Below are 20,411 nucleotides of genomic sequence, written 5' to 3' on the forward strand. Positions count from 1 at the left end.
AAAATTAAATAATTAATATTTATAGAATAAAAAATGATTTATATTTCAATATTTTAGAAAAAATTTACTTATTTTGACCTTTTAAAACCGCCTGTTTCATAGATTTAACATATTCCCCGATATAATATCCTGCATTTTCTTTGTGTTCTTCAATGATTTTCACAATTGCACTACCAACAATTACACCATCAGATATCTTTGAAATATTTTCCGCCTGCTCGGGAGTATTAATTCCAAAACCAACTGCAGTTGGAACATTAGAAACATTTTTTATAATAGAAATGATAGAATTTAAATCCGTTTTAATCTCGCTACGCATACCAGTAACACCCAATGATGAAACTACATAAATAAATCCTGATGCTTCTTTTGAAATCATTTCAATACGTTTTTTAGAAGTTGGAGCAATCATTGAAATTATATCAACATTATGAGAATATGCAAAATCAAAAATTTCATTTTTTTCATCAAAAGGTAAATCCGGAACAATAATACCATCAATTCCTAATTCTTCACATCTAGAAAAGAATAAATCATAACCATAATAAAAAACAGGATTAATATAAGTTAAAAATACTAAAGGAATATCACTATAATTTCTAACTTCTTTAACTATTTCAAAAACATTATCAGTATTAATTTCTTTAGATAATGCCCTTACATTAGCATTTTGAATAACTGGTCCTTCAGCAACAGGATCTGAAAAGGGAATACCTATTTCAATTAAATCTACCCCTGAATTTATCATTATCTTAATAAATTCAACTGTTTTTTCAATAGACGGATCTCCTGCAGTTAAAAAACCTATAAAAGCATTTTCATTATCAAATGCATTATGTATTTTACTCATTTAAATTCACCCCTTTATATTTAGCTATAGATGCAACATCTTTATCCCCTCTTCCAGAAAGACAAACAATGATAATATCCTCTTTATTCATTTTTCCTGCTATTTTTTTAACATGTGCAATAGCATGAGCACTTTCAATAGCTGGTATGATTCCTTCCATACGTGATAAATATTCAAATGCATCAACAGCTTCTTCATCTGTTATTGAAACATATTCTGCTCGTTTAATATCATGCAGATATGCATGTTCTGGACCAATACCCGGATAATCTAATCCTGCAGAAATAGAATAAACAGGCGAAATTTGACCATAATTACCTTGACAAAAGTAGGATTTCATACCATGGAATATACCCACTTCACCTTTAGATATAGTAGCCGCATGATAAGGAGTATCAAGCCCTTTACCTGCAGCTTCCACTCCAATTAATTTAACATCATCATCAATGAAATTATAAAAAGATCCCATTGCATTACTTCCCCCACCAACACAAGCTACAACGGCTGTTGGTAATTTACCCTCTTTTTTTAAAATTTGATTTTTAGCTTCTTCACTTATTACACTTTGAAAATCACGAACAATCATTGGAAAAGGATGCGGACCCATTGTTGAACCAATAACATAATGCGTATCAAAAACTCTAGAAATCCAGTCTCTAAATGTTTCATTTACTGCATCTTTTAAAGTCATTGTTCCAGAAGTAACTGTATGAACTTTAGCCCCTAATAACTCCATACGAAAAACATTTAAAGCTTGTCTTTCAGTATCTTTTTTTCCCATGAAAATTTCACATTCCATATTTAAGAGGGCAGCAGCAGTAGCTGTAGCAACACCATGTTGCCCAGCCCCAGTTTCAGCTATTATACGAGTTTTACCCATTTTTTTAGCTAATAATATTTGACCCAAAACATTATTAATTTTATGTGCTCCAGTATGGTTTAAATCTTCACGTTTAAGATAAATTTTTGCCCCACCTAAATCTTCAGTCATTCTTTTAGCATAATACAATAAAGAAGGACGTCCCGCATATTCTTTCAAAAGAAAATTTAATTCCTTTTTAAAATTTGAATCATTTTTATAATAATTATAGTTCTCCTCTAAATTTAATAATTCGTTCATTAATGTTTCAGACATATATTGTCCACCATATTCCCCATATCTTCCATTACTCATTATAAACCTTCCATTGATTTAATATAAAATTTATTTAGATAAATTTCTCACATTATTTATAAATTTTTTAATTTTTTCTTCATCTTTGACTTCATTAGTTTCTGTACCAGAACTGACATCAACAGCAAAAGGATTTATCGTTTTGATTGCATTTATAACATTATCACTATTTAACCCACCTGCAAGAAAAAATGGTTTTTCAATGTTTTCTTGAATTAAAGTCCAGTCAAAAGTTTTACCTGTCCCTTTACCATTATCTAGTAACAAATAGTCCACACAAGAAGATTGCCACTTAAATATTTCTTTATCATCAATAATTTCTAATGCTTTAATAATTTTTAAATCTTTACCCACTTTCTCAAGTGCACTTTTTTTTAATAATTTAATATATTCTTCTGTTTCATTTCCGTGCAATTGAGCTAAATCTATTATACCTAATTTAAATAATTTAATAATTTTATGATAATCTTCATTAACAAAAACCCCTACACATTGTATGTGAGTATCTAAAAAAGAATTTAAATATTGGGCTTTAATAACAGAAATATTACGATGGCTTTTTTTAAAAAATACAAATCCTATATAATCCGGTTTATATTTATTAACAATATTAATATCTTCAGGTCTTTTAATACCACAAATTTTAATTCTTGTCAAAACATGCCCCCCCTCTTACAGCTATTTATTACCTTTTAGATAATTTAATGTAAATTTTTTATTTGAACTTGTCATTAAAGTTTCACCTATTAATACAGCATCCACATTATTACTTCTCAATGCAGAAATGTCTTTATCAGTTTTAATACCACTTTCTGAAATAAATATTATTTCTTCAGGTACTAATTGTCTTAAATGGATACTATTTGTAATATCTACTGTAAAATTTTTTAGATTTCTATTGTTTACTCCTATAATTTTTGCACCTGCATTTAAAGCAACTTTAATTTCTTTTTTATTATGTGCTTCAACTAATGAAGATAAACCTAAATTAGTAGCTATATCAATATATTCTTTTAATGTTTCTTCATCCAGAATAGAACATATAAATAAAACTGCAGAAGCACCTAAAATTTTTGCTTCATATATCATATAATTATCAATGATAAAATCTTTACGAAGAACTGGAATATTAACATTTTCCACAACACTTTCTAAATAATAATCTTCCCCTTTAAAAAAATAAGGTTCTGTTAATACTGAAATAGCTGATGCTCCTGCATTTTCATATTCTTTTGCAATTTTTATAGGATCGAAATCATTACTTATAATTCCTTTAGAAGGAGATGCCTTTTTAATTTCACAAATAAACGAAATATCATCAGATTTTAAAGCCTTTTCAAATGGAAAATCCTTATTACAATTTAATAATTTTGCTTTCTTTTTAATTTCACTTAAAGGTACTTTTTTTTCTTTTTTATTTAACCTTTCCTTAGTTTTATCCACAATATCATTTAAAATCATTAAAAAACACGCCTAAATAAACTACATAATATTCCATGAAAATAATAAACTTTAATTCCTAAATTTATTAGATAAATCTATAAACAATTTTAATTGATTTCTAGCTTTTCCATTATCAATTAATTCTTCTGCAAGGATAACCCCTTCATTTAAAGATGAAACTTTACCTGCAACATACAATCCTGCAGCCGCATTGATTACAACAGCATTCCTTTTAGGGCCTTTTTTTCCATCCAAAATTGATTTAGTAATATCTGCATTAAAATCTGGATTCCCCCCTACTAAATCATTTTTAGAACATTTTTCAAAACCAAACTCTTCAGGTTCAATTACATAATCAATTATATCATCCCCTTTAATTTCACAAACAGTAGTAGGAGAACTAACTGATATTTCATCTAGTTTATCTTGACCATAAACAACCAATGCTTTTTTAACACCTAGATTATGAAGAACTTCAGTCAAAGGTTTTACTAATGATTCATCATAAACTCCCATAACTTGCATAGTTGCACCAGCAGGATTAGCTAAAGGACCTAAAATATTAAAAATTGTAGGAATACCTAGTTCTTTTCTAATAGGGGCCACATATTTCATAGCAATATGATAATTTTGAGCAAATAAAAAACATAAATTTATTTCATTTAATATTTTTGCACTTTCCTCTGGAGAAATATTTATGTTAACACCTAATGCTTCTAAAACATCAGCGGCTCCAGATTTACTAGAAGATGCCCTATTCCCATGTTTAGCTACAGGAACTCCAGCTGAAGAAATAACTATTGATGCTGTTGTAGATATATTGAAAGAATTAGATCCATCACCACCAGTACCAACAATTTCTAAAACATCTCGATCATTTAATAATTTGATACAATGAGACCTCATTGCTTCTGCAGAAGCTGTAATTTCATTTATAGTTTCACCTTTCATAGAAAGAGCAGTTAAATAAGCACTCATTTGAACATCACTGGCTTTACCTCCCATTATTTCATTCATAGATTCTTTAGCTAAATTATAAGAAATATTTTGATTTTTAGCTAAATTTAAAATAGCTTCTTTTATCATTTTTAATTTCTCTCCTTTTTAATCATAACATTTTTAAGAAATTTGTAATAATATCCAAACCTTCAGGAGTCAAAATTGACTCTGGATGAAACTGTAACCCGTAAATAGGATAATTTTTATGTTTAACTGCCATTATTTCATCATCAATAGTTCTTGCAATGACATCTAATTCTTGAGGTAAAGTATTTTCTATTAAAGCTAAAGAATGGTATCTTGCTGCTTGAATAGAATCATTTAAATCTTTAAATAATGGGTCATTCTTTAATTTTAGTGTTGAGGTTTTACCATGCATTATTTCCTTTGCATAAGATATTTTTCCACCATACGCTTCACATATTGCTTGATGGCCTAAACATACGCCTAATATTGGGATTTTGCCCTGAAATTCTTTTACAAGTGGAATACAAATCCCAGCATTAGACGGTTTCCCTGGACCAGGGGATAAAATTATAATATTTGGATTTAGTTCTTTAATTTGATTAATAGTAAATTGATCATTTCTGATAACTTTAATTTCCTTAATAATATCATCTGAATTTATTTCTAAATCCAAATTATTAATTTTAGATATTGCAATTCCTAAATATTGATATAAATTATATGAAAAACTGTCATAGTTATCTACTAAAACTATCATTCTATCCCTCCATTAGCAATTTTTAAAGCATTAATAACCGCTGAAGCCTTGTTTAGTGTTTCTTGATACTCATTTTCAGGGTCACTATCTGCAACTACACCTCCACCTGAACGTATGAATACTTTATTATTATGAGTAAATGCAATTCTAATTGCTATACAAGTATCCAGATTTCCAGATAAATCCATATATCCTATAGCTCCACCATATATCCCCCGTTTATTGTTTTCTAGTTCATTAATTATTTCACAAGCCCTTATCTTAGGTGCACCTGAAAGAGTTCCTGCCGGAAGAATAGAATTTATTGCTGATAAAGAATCTAAATCTGGTCTAAGTTTTCCTTCAATAGTTGAACCTAAATGCATAACTCTAGAAAATTTTTCAACTGACAAATATTTATCTACTTTAACTGATCCTATTTCTGAAATTTTGCCTATATCATTTCTTCCTAAATCTACAAGCATATTATGCTCAGCTAATTCTTTTTTATCATTTAATAATTCTTTTTCTAATTTTTTATCTTCCTTTTCTGTTTTACCTCTTGGTCTTGTACCTGCTAATGGAAAAGTATATACTTTATTATCTTTTAACTTGACAAGGGTTTCAGGTGATGCTCCTGCAATTTCTATGTCATCACTTGAAAAATAAAACATGTATGGAGAAGGATTTGTTGTACGTAAAACTCTATATGTATCAAATAAACTTCCTTCAATATCCGCTTCAATTTTATTAGATGGAACAACTTGGAATATTTCACCTTCTTTAATATAATTTTTAGCTTTTTCAACTATATCACAATATTCCTCTTTAGAAAATGAAGGTTGAAATTCTGATTTTAATTTTAAATTTTCAATTTTTGCTGGTTTTCCATCTTTAATAATTTTTACAATTTTTTTTAATTCTTTTTGACCCTTTTCATAATTTTCTAATAAATTATCAGTTTGCATATTAATTATAATAATCATTTTTTGTTTATAATTATCAAAAACTATTACTTTGTCAAACAACATCAAATCAACATCTTTAAAACCATCTTGATTTTCTACATTTAAATTTAATGAAGGTTCACTATATTTAATATAATCATAAGCAAAATATCCAACTAAACCCCCTGTAAACGGCGGCAATTTTGTTAATCTAGGCGTTCTGTTTTCATTTATAATATGTTTAATATATTTTCCAGGATTTGAAGTTTTTGTAGTAAAAACATTTGCCTTATTTAAATCTTTAGATTTATAAGAACTAAAATCACCTTTCATAGTTATTTGTCCATCTTGGCATGTAAATTCTATTAATGGATCAAAGCCTAAAAATGTATATCTTCCCCAATTTTTTGTATCTTCAATACTTTCTAACATGTAACAATGTTTACTTACATTTTTTAATTTTCGCATAACTTCTATTGGTGTTTCAATGTCAGAATATAATTCATAACTTAAAGGTATTCTTTTATAAGATTTGTTTTTTGCTATCTCTTTAATTTCGTTTATATCAGGGTAATACATTATTAAATCCTCTTTTAATTTTTCTTGCTTATATTTTATTATAATTTTAATAATAAATATGGATGTATATAAATATATGCAAATGTACTATTTAAATCTTTATAGTACTATTTTATACATTATAGATTAAAAACTTGCATAATAATTTTAAAGGAAAAATAAATGCAAAAAATATATAACACAAAATAAAGAATTAATAATATTATGAATGTAAAATTTACAAAACATGAAACAATAGATTTAATAATTGCATTTATTGTTATATCTTTAGGATTCTCAATTGTCTATGGAAAAACAAATATTAATTATATCATAGCAATATTACCTATGATAATGATAGGTGTAGGTTCAGGGTTTATATTACATGAAATTGGACATAAAATTAGTGCAATATACTATGGATACTGGGCAGAATTTAAAGCTTGGCCAATAGGGTTAATAATATCATTATTAAGTGCTTTTATTGGATTTTTAATAGCAACCCCCGGTGCAGTAAATATTTATGGACAAATTAATGAAAAAGAAAATGGAATAATATCTTTATCTGGACCAGTAGTAAATATATTACTCGCTTTAATATTTTTAATAATAAACTCCGTATACACAGCAATGAACCCCCAAGCCATAGGAAGTTTCACAAATATAACTTGCACATTCGGATTCATAATAAATGGTTACTTAGCATTCTTTAATTTAATACCATTAGGTATCTTAGATGGAGCAAAAATAATTAAATGGAACCCACTAATTTGGTTTGTAAGCATAGCCATTGCTGCAATAATAGCGTTTGGAGGAATGTTCGGAATATACTAACAATTATTTAGTACATATCAATCTAAGAGAACGTTCACATTCTAAAACAAGCACTTTATTAGAAAAATTATCTTTAGTTTTTAATAAAAAAAGTTTACTTTCACCAATATTAAAAGCAGATAAAACTGTGATTAATTTCCAAACCATTATTTCATCATCTTTATATTTATTAAATAAACCTATGATAATATTAAAATTTTTTAAATTAACTAAACTAGGATTATAAAAAATCATAAATCCAATAGAATCTAATAACTCATGTAATTGTTCAGTAGTACATTTAGTTAAAGAATATATCAAAATACAAAAATTAGCCTTATCCATTTTACCTAAAATTCTAGCAATAATGTCTCTAGGTAAAGGATAACTGACTTTCTTAGAAACTTTTTTCGGCAATTTTTTATATTGATTATTTCCAATTTTAGCCAGAAAATTAACCATATACTCAGCAACAGAGCAATCACCTTTTTCTAAAACTTTAGATATCTCAATTCTAGCATATAATGCAGACTCATTTAACAATGCATCAATTAAAGATTTATAAATTTCTTTATTATTAACATTAAATTTAACACCTAACAAGAAAGAAGCAATAGATCGTTCATTCGGTTTATCAGATTTTAATAAATTTAAAAGACTATTTAAATCTAAATTTAAAAATTTAGAAATTTGAGATTCATCAAACCAACCCCTTTTAATTAAATCATTTTTACTACTTTTCACAATTCCAGCCTCTATAATAATTTTTAAAAAATATTAATTAATAGATTACAAAAATTTAAGAATAATTTAATAAATTATTAAAATAAATTATATAAAAAAGTAATTAATTAAATAATCAAATTAAAAAAATAAGAAGATTTAAATAACCATTCTGAAATTTATATTTTATTAATAAAAAATTTTTGGAATAAACTCAAATTATAATTTTAATAACAACAATATATTAAATTAAATCTTTTAAAAATTCATAAGGAAAAACATGACACAAGAAGTTCTACCTGAAAAAATGTATATAAGTTATTATAGCGCAACAAAAGGAAAAAAAGTATTAAAATTATTAAATAAAACACAACTAATCTTTATTAGCTCAAATAATAAAATAATTGAACCATCAAAAAAGGAATGGGAATCTTTTTGGGAAAAAATAGAACAAATAGGAATTTGGGATTTAGAAGAAAGTTATAATCGCTGCATATTAACTGACGGGTATAAATGGGAAATTAATATATCATTTAATAATAAAATAATTGAATCTACAGGGACAAACTTAGATCCTACACTGTATATAGGTAATAAATTAATATCTGTTTTAGATAAATTTTTAGATGCAATTTATGATTTAACAGAGATACAAATGGATTAAATAAAATGTTTATTAATAAAAAATTTAATAAAAAGTAGGAGTTTATAAAAACCCTTTTTTTATTTTTGTGCACACAATATAAAAAGTATTACCATCCTAGTGCTAAGCTTCCTATTAGTACTATTATTCCTACTATCCAACAGTAGTATGCGAATACATCTAGGCTTTTTTCTTGTATGATTTTGAGTAAGAATTTGATTGCTAGGTATCCTGATATTGCTGCTACTATAAATCCTGCTATGTATGCTCCTATGTTTGCATCCATTGCTGGTAGGTCTTTTAATTGCACTACTGCTGCTCCAAGTATTGCTGGTATTGATAGTATGAAACTGAATTTTGCTGCAAATTCTTTATCTAAACCTGAGAATAATCCTGCAGCTATAGTGGTTCCTGATCTGGATAATCCGGGCATGACTGCTATTGCTTGTCCACAACCCATTATTATGGATTCTTTCAATCCAATATTAGATTCATCTATTTTTCCAGTATTCATTCTTTGTGAAACATATAATAACACTCCAGTTATTAATAAAAAGAATGCTGGTATTGTTATTCCTGTGAATAATGCGGTTACTGCATCATTAAATAATAATCCCACCACCCCTACAGGTATTGTTGCAATAATAACAAGCCATGCGAGCTTTTTATAAGGTTCTTCCTTAACTCCTTTCATGAATTTTCCAGTAAATAAATCTTTCAAACTTAGGAAAAATGCATAAATCATTAAACAAATATCTTTAAAAAAGTACACAACAACAGCAACAAGAGTACCAACATGTAATAATACATCAAAAGCAATACTGGAATCTGTAAGTCCTAATAAATGTTGAATGAAAACAAGGTGAGCTGAACTACTCACTGGGAGAAATTCAGTTAAACCCTGAACCAAACCAATAATAATTGCTTGTATAATATCCATAAAAAATCACATCAAAAATTATTTTATTATATATTTTTCATCAACATTTAAATCTTTTACTCTTTCATTATAAAGAGAACCTAATGTCCTATCACAGAATAATGATAAGAAGGGAGTTATAAACAATCCCATGATTACTAAAGTGACTAAACTAGTTAAAATAACTTGAGAACTAATCATCATTACACCAAGCATAATGAATGAAATAATCATGCTCGCAGCGATTCCAATAATTACACAAATAATAACAAGCATAAATAATGCTCCAATATACCTAATCCAAGAAATTGAATTAATAATATTTAAAATATCTTTAACTTTAAATGCAAAAGTTATTTTTCCATCATTTGCAATCATGTGATTTATTGCCATTATTTGAATTAATACCATTAATATTGCACATATTATTCCAACACATGACAATATGGATCCAATTGTTAAAAATATGCCTCCATATGTCATGATATAAAACCCAGTTACTAAAAGTATAATAGGCAAAATATCATATGCAATTTCTACAACTGTTATTTTTAATCCTTCAATAAACATTAATAAAAAATTATTAAATTTAGGTAAAAAATTATTTTTATTTATAGCTTCTTTTATTACTCTATAGTCATATCCTGTTGCTAAAATTCCCAATAAAATCATTAAGATTCCTAAAATTATAGATTCATATAAATTTGTAGTTGGAATTTGTGCAAAAATATGGTTAATCTGTTGATAAAAAGTAGTTGCAGTTTCATTTATTAAAGTAGAACTACTTGAAGTCATAAGTGGTGTTGAAATAAGATATGATATCCCTAAATTAATTGCACTTATTAAAGCATAAAATATTCCTAAAATTATTATTTTTTCTTTTTCAATGAAAGGATAATGTAAACTTTCTTTTAAAACATCTGTTACACTCATTAGTCATCACCGTCTAAAGGTTCATAAATTAATCCAATAGCCCTACTTTCAAATATAGTTAAATATGGAGATATCAAGAATAAGTAAACTGAAATAGTTATTAATAAACCTATAATTAACCCTATATTCAAACCAAATGCACTTACAAATGCTCCAGATATACCTAATGTAATCCATATTAATGCTAAAATTATACCTACAATGATTGAAATTACTGTAATTATAATTATTAGTCCTAAATAGAATCCTATATATCTTAACCATCCTACATTAGATATTATTTTCCAAATACTTTTATAATCAAATGCATCTTTAATTGATCCATTATTTGCAACCATATTAGATACTGCCATTATTGATAAGAAATAGAATAATATAGCTAAAATAATTGATATAATTATTCCTACAAACATTACCCCTGATCCTACATTATTATTTAATCCGGATATTTGCCCACCTATAATTAAACTAGCTAAAAAAATTATACATGGAATTAAAAGGTAAATAAATTTAACTAAGAATACTTTTAATCCATCAACAAACATTGAGGTTAAATCATCAAATTTTGGTAATTTATCATCCCCATTTATCATTCCATGAGTTGCTGTATCTAGCACCCGGTAATAATACCCTAAAACCAAAAATATTGGAAGTATTAAGAAGCTGAAAAACATCATTACTCCTAATTTTAAAAGAGTTTTCCCTTCTTGTAAGGAATACTCTAATGAATCTTTATAAATATCTAGTATCATTTTTATCACATTTTTATTTATTTTTAATTAATTTTCATCATTCATATTGTCATTTTCAAGGATAAATACGTCTTCAATATACTCACAATTTAGTGCTTTGGTTATTTTATAAGCCAAAATAAGAGATGGATTATAACGTGAATTTTCTAAAGCATTAATTGTTTGTCGAGTAACTCCAACTTTATTTGCTAATTCTTGTTGGTTAATACCCTTTTCTTGGCGTATATATCTTATTTTTGTTTTCAATTAACCACCTTCAAAGGTTTTTTTCTAGAATTTTCAATATTGAGGTTGTTAAAAATACATTACAAATGTAAAATATACATTCCATATGTAAAATATAGATTACATAATATATAAACATTATGGAAAAAACTAGAAAATAGCTAATTATATTTAACAAAAAAAGAAATAATATAACAATAGAATAACTATTAAAAAAAAAATAGAATCTATTAAAAAAATTAACAATGATAAATAATCTAAAAAGGAGTATGAAAATGGCAATACACCCTATTGAATTTAGATATGGAACCCCTGAAATGAAAAATATATGGGAATCAGAAAATAAATTACAAAAGAAATTAGATGTAGAATCCGCTTTAGCACAAGCAGAAGCAGAACTAAATATATTACCAAAAAATATAGCTGATGAAATTTCATCAAAAGCAAATACAAAATATGTCACCTTAGAAAGAGTTAATGAAATAGAATCTCAAACAAAACATGACATAGCAGCATTAACCAAAGGACTAGCAGAACAATGTGAAGGTGAAGCCGGAGAATATGTACACTTTGGAGCAACTTCCAACGACATAGTAGATAGCTCAAATTCTTTATTAATTAAAGATAGTATAGAAGTCTTAGAAAATAAACTAAAAAAATTAACAGAAATTTTATTAAAATTAACTGAAGAAAAAAGAGACTTAGTTACCATAGGACGAACACATGGACAACACGCTCTTCCAACAACATATGGGATGAAATTTGGAATATGGGCAGATGAAATGCATAGACAATATGATAGACTATTAAATGCTAAAAAAAATGTATGTGTTGGAATGATGGATGGTGCAGTGGGTACTACTGCAGCTCTTGGAGAAGACGGTTGGGAGATACATAAAAAAACTTCAAAAATATTAGGATTAACCCCTGCTACAATAACAAACCAAGTCGTTCAAAGAGATAACCATGTCGAATTCATAATGGTTTTAGCAAACATAGCAACAACTATGGATAAAATAGGTGTTGAAATTAGAAGTTTACAAAGAACCGAAATTATGGAAGTTGGAGAATTTTTTGACCCTAAAAAACAAGTAGGCAGTAGTACCATGCCACATAAAATGAATCCAATAACTGCAGAAAGAATTTGTGGTATTTCTAGAATAATTAGATCATACGTTGTAGCTGCGATGGAAAATAATCCCCTTTGGCATGAACGAGATTTGACAAACTCTTCTTGTGAAAGAATAATGTTTCCAGAAGCATGCATATTAACAGATTATATATTAAATCTTGGAATTAAACTTTTAAGTAATCTTGAATTCCATGAAGATAACATAGAAAAGAACTTAAATTTAACAAATGGTTTAATAATGGCTGAAAGATTAATGGCAGAACTTACTAGAAAAGGAATGGGTAAACTAACCGCATATGGTATTGTACGAAAATGTGCAATCCAAGCTAAAGAAGAAAATGAATTACTTTCAGATCTTATATTAGCAGACAAAGATGCATCTAAATATTTAAGCAAAAAAGATGTTAAAGAAATTATGAACCCTCATACTTATTTAGGTTCATCAACTATAATTATAAATGAACTATTAGAAAGTTCAAAAAATTGGTTTTAAAACTATTATACAGGAGATGACAATTAATGTCTGAATTTTTAAATCTTAAATCCATTGACTTATCATCTTTAACAATAATTGGAACAGGAATAAATGTAATTTATGCAATTATACTTACATTAATTCTTTTAATTGTTGGAGGAATAAGTGCAGGATTTAATACTATTGGCAGTCTTTTAATGATTGCACCAACAATAATTTTTGGTACAATGATAGTATCTATATTTGAACTATTTACTAGATCATATATTTATAATATCCTTGCTTCAAAATTAGAGAACATAAAAATTAAACTTTTCGAAAATAAGGAAATAAAAGAAATTTCTGTTATTCCTACAGCTGTTATGGTAACTATAATCAGTACAATAATGTTTATAATATTTTATTTAATTAATTTATTCGTTGCACAATTAGTATTCAGTGTTATTTATCAAGTTTTAATGGTTGCAGGTAATTTAACTTTAGTTTATATGCTTTATCAAATGATTTATTTAATGAGTGATCCAATTATAATCATTCTTGCAATAATTTTTGTAGTAATTGCTACTTTTATAATAACTACAATAAGCTGTTATGTTTATAATATGCTTACAAACAAAATGTATGGTGTAATGTTAGGATTAGAAAAAGAAGATAATATGACTATTATTAATTCAATAAACCCTGTTAACAGTGCCTTAATCCTAAGTATTATTGGGTTAGTTATTAGTATAATCTTAGGCATAATATTATTAATTACAACACATAATGTTTATAGTTTAATTAGTGCCATTTTAATTGGATTTATTGGAACATTTTTATGTGTATTAATAACTAGTTATTTATATAACATATTAGCTCCAAAACTTGGAAAAATTAAAATTAAATTAACTGAAAATGTAGAATAAAATTATTCCACATTTTTAATTTTTTTATAAAAATATGAATTTCAAAACATACATAAAACTTAAAATAATGATTGATTAAATAAACAAAAAACTAATTACTACTTCTTTTAATTGGCGGTACATACCTTTTAAGCATTAATGATAATGAAATTACTGTAACTGAACTAAATGCCATAGCTAAAGCAGCAAATTCTGGACGAAACATAATTCCAAATGTAGGATATAAAACACCTGCTGAAATAGGTATTAAAATTCCATTATATGCAAATGCCCAAAAAATATTCTCTTTAATTCTAGACATTACTTTATTAGAAAGTTGAATAGCAGTAACTACACTTTCAAGATCTCCTCCTACAACAACAATATCCCCACTTTCCATAGCAACATCAGTACCATTACCCATTGCTACCCCAATATCTGATTGTGAAAGAGCAGGAGCATCATTTATACCATCCCCAACAAAAAGAACTTTACCTTTTTCATCATTTTTTTGGATATTTTTAACAATTTTTAATTTATCTTCAGGAAGTACATCAGCTTCAACATTATCAATATTTACTTCATCTGCAACAATTGTTGCAGTTTTTTCATTATCCCCTGTAACCATATAAGTAGATATATCCATAGAGTGCAAAGCATTAATTGTTTCTTTAGAATTATATTTAATTTTATCAACTAATGTTAAAATTCCTTTAACTTCTTCATCAATAGCTAAAAATATTACGGTTTTATTTTGAGAAACTAAATCATGATATGTTTCTAAGACAGATGATTCAATTTTAATATTTTCACTTTCTAAAAGATTTAAATTACCCACTAAAATATTTTGACCATTAATCTTACAGTTAAGACCTTTACCAGTAATATTATTGAAATCATCAATATCAAATAAATTAATATTTAATTCATTAGATTTATTGATAATAGCTTTAGCTATAGGATGTTGAGAATTATTTTCAATACTTACAACATACTTTAAAACTAAATTTTCATTAATTCCATAAGAAATAATATCTTCAACTTCAGGTTTTCCTTCAGTTATAGTACCTGTTTTATCAAAAATAGCAACATCAACATCTCCTGCCGTTTCAAGAGTATCACTATTTTTAATAAGAATACCATATTCAGCAGATCTACCTATACCAACAGTAACTGCTGTTGGAGTAGCTAAACCTAATGCACATGGACATGCAACTACTAAAATAGAAATAAAAGTAGTTAATGCAAAAAGTAATGTAGATCCTAAAATATAATACCAAATAATAAAAACTGTAATAGCTATTGACAAAATAATTGGAATAAAATAAGTAACTGCAGAATCAGCAACCCTTTGAACCGGCGGCTTAGAACTTTGAGCTTTTTCAACCATAGTAATGATTTGAGATAAAATTGTTTCTTTACCTATTTTTTGAGCTTCAATTTTTAATATTCCATTTTGATTTATAGTCCCTGCAAATACATTTTCATTAAATTCTTTAATTTTTGGTATTGGTTCACCAGTTATCATAGATTCATCAACATAACTAGAACCTCCAACAACTTTAGCATCTGCAGGTATTTTATCACCTGGTTTAACTAATAAAATATCTCCTACTTTAATATTATCTATAGGTATCTCTTTTTGATTAATTATTTTATTATTATGAAGTTCTAATAAAATAGCTGTTTTAGGTTGTAACCCCATTAAATTTTTAATTGATGAAGAAGTTTTATTTTTTGCTTTTGATTCTAAATATCTACCAATTAAAAGAAAAGATGGAAGCATTAATGAAGTTTCATAAAACATAAAAGAGCTGTTAAGAATTATATTAAAAGTTCCAAGTATACTTGATATAAATGCAACTAAAATACCCATTGTATACATTACATCCATATTAAGGTTTCTATGGAATAAACCTTGAAATCCTGCTTTTAATATTGGTAAACTAACATATAAAAAAGGAATAATTGTTATAATTAATGATAATTCCCCCATTGTAATAAATGGAACATGTATAGGAAAATACATTAAAAATGTTAATATTGCTGAGAATATAAAACCAACAATGATTCTGTTCCTTTTATCATTTAAATCATTTTGGTAAATTTGTTTTTCATCAATATTTAATTGCCCATCAATTCCTAATAACTCAAAACCTAATGAGTCAATGACTTTTTCCATATCATTTTTATTTACCTTAGATTTATCATATTTGATTGAAACTTTTTGTGTAGTTAAATCAGCATGAACATCAAATATACCATTTAATTTATTTAAAAAATTTTCAACATTCATAACACAAGAAGCACAATGCATTCCATTTAATCGTAAAGTTATTTCATCTGAATGTGTTTTAAATCCTAATGTTTCAACTACATGATTAATTTCATTAAATGAAACTTTTTTAGGATTAATTTGAATGTGAAGTTTGTTATTTGTTAAATCTGCATTAACTTTATTAACTCCTTCAATTTTATTGAATGCATTATTAAGATTTAATACACAAGAAGCACAATGCATTCCTTCTATAGGAATATCCAATGTTTTTAACTTAACCATTACAATCTCCTTTCTATATTAGGTTAATAAAAGTAATTTAATTAATATTTATTTTACTACTTTAAAACCTACTTCTTTAACTGCTTCATTTATATCTTCACTTGAAACATTATCAGAATCTAATTCTAATTTAACTATACCGGAATCTAAATCTGCATTAGCTTTCAAAATTCCTTCTACATCTTCAAGAGAATTTTGAACTGCTAATACACAAGAGTTACAATGCATACCGTCAACTTTGATATCTTTTTTAATCATATGTTCATCTCCATTAATTAACTATTGTTAATATATTATTATATGTACTATATAATTTTTAATAAAAATTATTATCCATTTTTTAAAAATTTTTATGTTTAAAACTTATCAATATATTAAATATAAATTTAAGCAAAAAAATTTATTTAAAATAAGCATACTTTTATGAAAAAATCATGAAAATAAATTAAAGTGTATTCTTTATAACATTACCATCTTGAACAACTAAAGAAATATTATTAGAATCACCTAAAGAACTAATATTTTCTAAAGGATTTTTATTAGACAAAATAACATCAGCACTTTTCATTGGCTCAATTGAACCAATTTTATCATCAATCCCTAAAAATTTAGCAGGTTCAATAGTTCCAGCTGCAATAGCTTCAGAAGAATTCATACCTAAATCAACTAAAAATTTAAGTTCTTCAAGATTATGACCATGAGGAATAACCCCAGAATCACTACCCATAAACATTTTAACCCCTTCTTCATAAGCAATGATTTTATTTTCCTTTTGAACTTTGTTTAATTCTTTAACTTTAGCTTTTTTTTCATCATCCAAATAATTACCATTTTTAAATAAAGTATCAATTACCATAATAGTTGGAATAATAGGAGTTCCTTTTTTGGCCATTAACTTTGCTAAAGATTTATCAATATAAGTACCATGTTCAATTGAATTAACACCTGCTTTAAAAGCATTTTTAATACCTTCTAAACCATGAGCATGAGCAGCCACTTTAGATTTTCTCATTTTAGCTTCTTTAACAATAGCAATTAACTCTTTTAAATTAAATTGAGGATATAATGATGAATCATTTTCACTTAAAGCCCCACCTGTTACCATTACTTTAATAAAATCTGCTCTAGCCCTAAATACTTCTCGAGTTTTACGAATAACATTTTCAACACCATCACATAAAGGATTAGGTAAACCCAGATATTTAATTCCCATATTAAAACCAGAATTAAAAGTTAAATCAAAATGACCTCCAGTAATTGAAAGAGGAGTTACACTCAATAACATTTTAGGTGATGGAAACAAACCTTTTTTTTGAGCCATTTTAGCACCAATATCTGCAAGACCACAATCACGAACTGTGGTAACTCCAGCATCAATGGTATCATGCATATTAATAATACCATTGAAAAAATGAGTTGATAATGGATTTTTCATATTATCTTCTTTTTTAAAGCCATTAGCAAAAAGATGAGTGTGCATATCAATGAATCCTGGAAGCATAAATTTGTTATCACCGTCAATAATTTGAGCTTCAACCCTATTTGAAACATCAATATTTTTATCAATATTAAAAATTTTTCCATTTTGAATATATACTGAAACATCAGATAATGGTTCAGATTCATTAGGATTTATTAAATTAACATTTTCAATTAATAATTCCTGCATAAGTTAACACCCAAAAAAATTTTAAATTTAAAATAAAATATGTATTAAGCCCTTATTACAATCTACTTCAACAGTAACTCCATTAATTAAATTATCTGTAGAAGAAGGAGAATCAACCATAGGTATGTCAGACATTATTGCACCAGTAGCTATTATAGGTTCTGCATTTAAACATATAATAGCTTTAGGAGCTGTCCCATTCTTCTTCATTTGAAATATAACATAAGAACCTACTGTAGAACCTTTTCCTCCAGGGATAAATAAAATTTTATCTTTAATACATTGACCACTTAGGTCATGATGAGGATCAATAACTACACCAGAATCTGGATTAACTCCCCCTAAAAAACTTAATGGTTTATTACTAACTATTAATTCACCAGTACTTTTCCCTCTTGAAATTTTTCTACATTTTATCATAAAATCAACCTAAAACCATAATTTGAATAAATAATATAATTTATTATTAAATTTTTTAAACTAAACAACATCCACTTTCATAACTTCCCTTAAAACAGCAGTTGCATAAGAACCTTTATTAATAGAAAATTCAACTAAAACACCCTCATCAGTGGATGAAGCCATAGTATCCCAAATTTGAAATCTCATTGATCTTCTCAAACCATGACTCCCAAGTTTTGGCATTTTAGGACACTCAAAATCTTCTCTTGTCAAATTATAACTATTCAAAATGGATTTTTCCATATCCCCAACTTCACCCTCAGCAAAAGGAACTTTAGTTCCAAATAATGGAGAAGTTTGATTAACTTCAAAATTAGAAACTAAATGTTGAAATTCCTCATGAGTTTTATCTCTAACAATCCTTTCTTCATTATCAATTACAATATCTCCATCAATATATTTATCTAATCCCATTTTCACTCTATGACTAACAACATTATTAAAAATAAATGATTGATATGCATTAACAAACATTCTTTGTAAAGGCTTTGGAAGTGCATGAATAGCACGTTTATAAGAATCATCATCTAAAATATCTTTTTTCTTAGATTCTTTTAAAAGTTCTTTAATCATCATCTTTTCATAACGCATTCCTTTAGGCATTAATTCAAAAGATTTTTCTAAATTCCCATCATCATAAGCTTGACGAGCTAATTGATTTTCATTTCGTTCTTCAGGAGAAGGATTACCAATATACAACCTTACTGCTTCTTTTAAATCATTGTGTATTAAAGCTTCACCAACAAGATGAGTATTTGTTCTAGGTTTTCCAAATCTTTGCCAACCAAAATAATTAGGAACACCTGTAAATTCTAACTCTTTTAATATTTTTGAAGCTCTTGAAGCAGCATCCGAAATAATTTCAGTATTATCTCCATCTGTTTCCATTCCATTTATATCTTTAATTAAAATTTTAAATTTATTACCTTTTAATTGGCCCATACGTAACTTTTTTCTTCCACGAATAATTTTTAAAAATTGGGTTTTATAAATATTTCCAGCTAAATCCTCAACTTGTTTCAATTGTTCTTCTGAATCCATATTTGCAACACAAAGCCACTGACGAGTTAAAGCTTTTTTATCTTTCATTCCAGCAAAACCCATCCGTTTACGGTCTATATGTAAATCTCTAGAAATATCTAACATAACATCTAAAGTTGTTCTTCCAATTTTCTCAATCCAAATCCATATATTTGGACCTTCACCTTCTGGAACTATTTCTGGAATTTCTTCCACATAAAAATCTTCATAACGATTTCTAATAGTTCCTCCAATCCCTTTATCTTTTGTAACATATACATTTGCATTAAGCATGAACAAAACCTCAAGAAAATAAATATTTGAAAAAAGTATAGTTTTCTATAAAAAATAATATTTGTAAGTTTAAAAATTATTTATAATGCCCTGACCGGGATTTGAACCCGGGGAATAGGATCCGCAATCCTACGTGTTATCCAAGCTACACCATCAGGGCAATGAATTATTAAAAATAATATTGTTTTTATAAACTTAAAATTTATAAGTTTATAATTTTATATTACTCTTTT

At 26.8% G+C, this 20,411-nt stretch carries 21 protein-coding genes and 1 tRNA gene; 4 read left to right on the forward strand and 18 right to left on the reverse strand.

Features of this window, described 5'->3' with window-relative positions; translation table 11 throughout:
* Positions 1-64: 64 nt before the first annotated feature.
* From trpA to trpE, 7 genes are read right to left on the reverse strand one after another with little or no spacing between them, the layout of a single operon-like run.
* Positions 65-850 (reverse strand): tryptophan synthase subunit alpha, encoded by a 786-nt coding sequence (gene trpA / locus ACA135_RS07655; RefSeq protein ID WP_409198159.1) that lies wholly within the window; start codon positions 848-850, stop codon positions 65-67.
* Positions 843-2,024, reverse strand: a complete 1,182-nt coding sequence (gene trpB / locus ACA135_RS07660) for a tryptophan synthase subunit beta (protein WP_409198160.1) — start codon at positions 2,022-2,024, stop codon at positions 843-845. Before trpB ends, trpA begins: the two co-directional genes overlap by 8 nt.
* A gap of 30 nt (positions 2,025-2,054) precedes the next feature.
* Positions 2,055-2,681 carry a phosphoribosylanthranilate isomerase gene (locus ACA135_RS07665; protein ID WP_409198161.1) on the reverse strand — a complete coding sequence of 209 codons (627 nt, stop codon included), beginning with the start codon at positions 2,679-2,681 and terminating at the stop codon, positions 2,055-2,057.
* A gap of 21 nt (positions 2,682-2,702) precedes the next feature.
* Complete coding sequence (gene trpC / locus ACA135_RS07670) at positions 2,703-3,485, reverse strand: indole-3-glycerol phosphate synthase TrpC (protein WP_409198162.1); 783 nt, start codon at positions 3,483-3,485, stop codon at positions 2,703-2,705.
* 51 nt (positions 3,486-3,536) lie between these two features.
* Entirely contained in the window at positions 3,537-4,553 is a 1,017-nt protein-coding gene (trpD, locus tag ACA135_RS07675; protein ID WP_409198163.1) for an anthranilate phosphoribosyltransferase, read from the reverse strand.
* Positions 4,554-4,575: 22 nt separating this feature from the next.
* Positions 4,576-5,190: an anthranilate synthase component II gene (locus ACA135_RS07680; RefSeq protein WP_409198164.1), complete on the reverse strand. Its 615-nt coding sequence runs from the start codon at positions 5,188-5,190 to the stop codon at positions 4,576-4,578.
* Positions 5,187-6,695: an anthranilate synthase component I gene (trpE, locus tag ACA135_RS07685; RefSeq protein WP_409198165.1), complete on the reverse strand. Its 1,509-nt coding sequence runs from the start codon at positions 6,693-6,695 to the stop codon at positions 5,187-5,189. The genes ACA135_RS07680 and trpE overlap by 4 nt, the downstream gene beginning before the upstream one ends.
* Positions 6,696-6,899: 204 nt before the next feature.
* Between trpE and ACA135_RS07690 the strand changes: the two genes are divergently transcribed.
* Positions 6,900-7,508, forward strand: a complete 609-nt coding sequence (locus ACA135_RS07690; protein WP_409198166.1) for a site-2 protease family protein — start codon at positions 6,900-6,902, stop codon at positions 7,506-7,508.
* Positions 7,509-7,511: 3 nt separating this feature from the next.
* Here the strand turns inward: ACA135_RS07690 and ACA135_RS07695 are convergent, their stop codons facing one another.
* Complete coding sequence (locus ACA135_RS07695) at positions 7,512-8,231, reverse strand: hypothetical protein (RefSeq protein ID WP_409198167.1); 720 nt, start codon at positions 8,229-8,231, stop codon at positions 7,512-7,514.
* Between the two features lie 259 nt (positions 8,232-8,490).
* Here ACA135_RS07695 and ACA135_RS07700 point away from each other — a divergent pair, with 259 nt between their 5' ends.
* On the forward strand, positions 8,491-8,874 hold the full coding sequence (locus ACA135_RS07700) for a hypothetical protein (RefSeq protein ID WP_409198168.1): 384 nt from the start codon (positions 8,491-8,493) through the stop codon (positions 8,872-8,874).
* Positions 8,875-8,962: 88 nt separating this feature from the next.
* On the opposite strand, the gene ACA135_RS07705 is transcribed toward ACA135_RS07700, so the two are convergent.
* From ACA135_RS07705 to ACA135_RS07720, 4 genes are read right to left on the reverse strand one after another with little or no spacing between them, the layout of a single operon-like run.
* Positions 8,963-9,793, reverse strand: coding sequence for an undecaprenyl-diphosphate phosphatase (locus tag ACA135_RS07705; RefSeq protein ID WP_409198169.1), 831 nt, complete (start codon positions 9,791-9,793; stop codon positions 8,963-8,965).
* 18 nt (positions 9,794-9,811) lie between these two features.
* Positions 9,812-10,705 carry a DUF4013 domain-containing protein gene (locus ACA135_RS07710; protein ID WP_409198170.1) on the reverse strand — a complete coding sequence of 298 codons (894 nt, stop codon included), beginning with the start codon at positions 10,703-10,705 and terminating at the stop codon, positions 9,812-9,814.
* Positions 10,705-11,457 (reverse strand): DUF4013 domain-containing protein, encoded by a 753-nt coding sequence (locus ACA135_RS07715; RefSeq protein WP_409198171.1) that lies wholly within the window; start codon positions 11,455-11,457, stop codon positions 10,705-10,707. The genes ACA135_RS07710 and ACA135_RS07715 overlap by 1 nt, the downstream gene beginning before the upstream one ends.
* Positions 11,458-11,484: 27 nt before the next feature.
* Positions 11,485-11,703, reverse strand: a complete 219-nt coding sequence (locus tag ACA135_RS07720) for a helix-turn-helix transcriptional regulator (protein ID WP_409198172.1) — start codon at positions 11,701-11,703, stop codon at positions 11,485-11,487.
* A 254-nt stretch (positions 11,704-11,957) separates the two neighbouring features.
* Here ACA135_RS07720 and purB point away from each other — a divergent pair, with 254 nt between their 5' ends.
* Both purB and ACA135_RS07730 read left to right on the forward strand, forming a co-directional pair.
* Entirely contained in the window at positions 11,958-13,307 is a 1,350-nt protein-coding gene (purB, locus tag ACA135_RS07725; protein ID WP_409198173.1) for an adenylosuccinate lyase, read from the forward strand.
* Positions 13,308-13,333: 26 nt separating this feature from the next.
* A complete protein-coding gene (locus ACA135_RS07730; RefSeq protein WP_409198174.1) occupies positions 13,334-14,194 on the forward strand; it encodes a hypothetical protein in 861 nt (286 codons plus the stop codon).
* A gap of 91 nt (positions 14,195-14,285) precedes the next feature.
* Here ACA135_RS07730 and ACA135_RS07735 read toward each other — a convergent pair whose 3' ends face one another.
* The 6 genes from ACA135_RS07735 to ACA135_RS07760 all read right to left on the reverse strand — a co-directional run bounded on the left by ACA135_RS07735 (position 14,286) and on the right by ACA135_RS07760 (position 20,338).
* Positions 14,286-16,733: a heavy metal translocating P-type ATPase gene (locus tag ACA135_RS07735; protein ID WP_409198175.1), complete on the reverse strand. Its 2,448-nt coding sequence runs from the start codon at positions 16,731-16,733 to the stop codon at positions 14,286-14,288.
* A gap of 48 nt (positions 16,734-16,781) precedes the next feature.
* On the reverse strand, positions 16,782-16,991 hold the full coding sequence (locus tag ACA135_RS07740) for a heavy-metal-associated domain-containing protein (protein ID WP_409198176.1): 210 nt from the start codon (positions 16,989-16,991) through the stop codon (positions 16,782-16,784).
* A gap of 187 nt (positions 16,992-17,178) precedes the next feature.
* A complete protein-coding gene (locus ACA135_RS07745; RefSeq protein ID WP_409198177.1) occupies positions 17,179-18,402 on the reverse strand; it encodes an amidohydrolase family protein in 1,224 nt (407 codons plus the stop codon).
* 27 nt (positions 18,403-18,429) lie between these two features.
* Positions 18,430-18,822: a DUF126 domain-containing protein gene (locus ACA135_RS07750; RefSeq protein ID WP_409198178.1), complete on the reverse strand. Its 393-nt coding sequence runs from the start codon at positions 18,820-18,822 to the stop codon at positions 18,430-18,432.
* Positions 18,823-18,882: 60 nt separating this feature from the next.
* Positions 18,883-20,178 carry a tRNA pseudouridine(13) synthase TruD gene (gene truD, locus ACA135_RS07755; RefSeq protein ID WP_409198179.1) on the reverse strand — a complete coding sequence of 432 codons (1,296 nt, stop codon included), beginning with the start codon at positions 20,176-20,178 and terminating at the stop codon, positions 18,883-18,885.
* An 86-nt stretch (positions 20,179-20,264) separates the two neighbouring features.
* A tRNA-Arg gene (locus tag ACA135_RS07760) sits at positions 20,265-20,338 on the reverse strand.
* Positions 20,339-20,411: the final 73 nt, after the last annotated feature.

This window comes from Methanobrevibacter acididurans (assembly GCF_046197875.1).
In the GTDB taxonomy this organism is placed as follows: Archaea; Methanobacteriota; Methanobacteria; order Methanobacteriales; family Methanobacteriaceae; genus Methanobrevibacter_A; species Methanobrevibacter_A acididurans.

Bases quoted from the DNA above. Each gene is read 5' to 3' on its own strand.
- trpD (WP_409198163.1), bottom strand. From the start codon at position 4,553: ATGATAAAAGAAGCTATTTTAAATTTAGCTAAAAATCAAAATATTTCT.
- ACA135_RS07735 (WP_409198175.1), bottom strand. From the start codon at position 16,733: ATGGTTAAGTTAAAAACATTGGATATTCCTATAGAAGGAATGCATTGT.
- ACA135_RS07715 (WP_409198171.1), bottom strand. From the start codon at position 11,457: ATGATACTAGATATTTATAAAGATTCATTAGAGTATTCCTTACAAGAA.
- ACA135_RS07745 (WP_409198177.1), bottom strand. From the start codon at position 18,402: ATGCAGGAATTATTAATTGAAAATGTTAATTTAATAAATCCTAATGAA.
- ACA135_RS07750 (WP_409198178.1), bottom strand. From the start codon at position 18,822: ATGATAAAATGTAGAAAAATTTCAAGAGGGAAAAGTACTGGTGAATTA.
- trpC (WP_409198162.1), bottom strand. From the start codon at position 3,485: ATGATTTTAAATGATATTGTGGATAAAACTAAGGAAAGGTTAAATAAA.
- ACA135_RS07740 (WP_409198176.1), bottom strand. From the start codon at position 16,991: ATGATTAAAAAAGATATCAAAGTTGACGGTATGCATTGTAACTCTTGT.
- ACA135_RS07710 (WP_409198170.1), bottom strand. From the start codon at position 10,705: ATGAGTGTAACAGATGTTTTAAAAGAAAGTTTACATTATCCTTTCATT.
- ACA135_RS07680 (WP_409198164.1), bottom strand. From the start codon at position 5,190: ATGATAGTTTTAGTAGATAACTATGACAGTTTTTCATATAATTTATAT.
- trpB (WP_409198160.1), bottom strand. From the start codon at position 2,024: ATGAGTAATGGAAGATATGGGGAATATGGTGGACAATATATGTCTGAA.
- purB (WP_409198173.1), top strand. From the start codon at position 11,958: ATGGCAATACACCCTATTGAATTTAGATATGGAACCCCTGAAATGAAA.
- ACA135_RS07705 (WP_409198169.1), bottom strand. From the start codon at position 9,793: ATGGATATTATACAAGCAATTATTATTGGTTTGGTTCAGGGTTTAACT.
- ACA135_RS07700 (WP_409198168.1), top strand. From the start codon at position 8,491: ATGACACAAGAAGTTCTACCTGAAAAAATGTATATAAGTTATTATAGC.
- trpA (WP_409198159.1), bottom strand. From the start codon at position 850: ATGAGTAAAATACATAATGCATTTGATAATGAAAATGCTTTTATAGGT.
- truD (WP_409198179.1), bottom strand. From the start codon at position 20,178: ATGCTTAATGCAAATGTATATGTTACAAAAGATAAAGGGATTGGAGGA.
- trpE (WP_409198165.1), bottom strand. From the start codon at position 6,695: ATGTATTACCCTGATATAAACGAAATTAAAGAGATAGCAAAAAACAAA.
- ACA135_RS07690 (WP_409198166.1), top strand. From the start codon at position 6,900: ATGAATGTAAAATTTACAAAACATGAAACAATAGATTTAATAATTGCA.
- ACA135_RS07730 (WP_409198174.1), top strand. From the start codon at position 13,334: ATGTCTGAATTTTTAAATCTTAAATCCATTGACTTATCATCTTTAACA.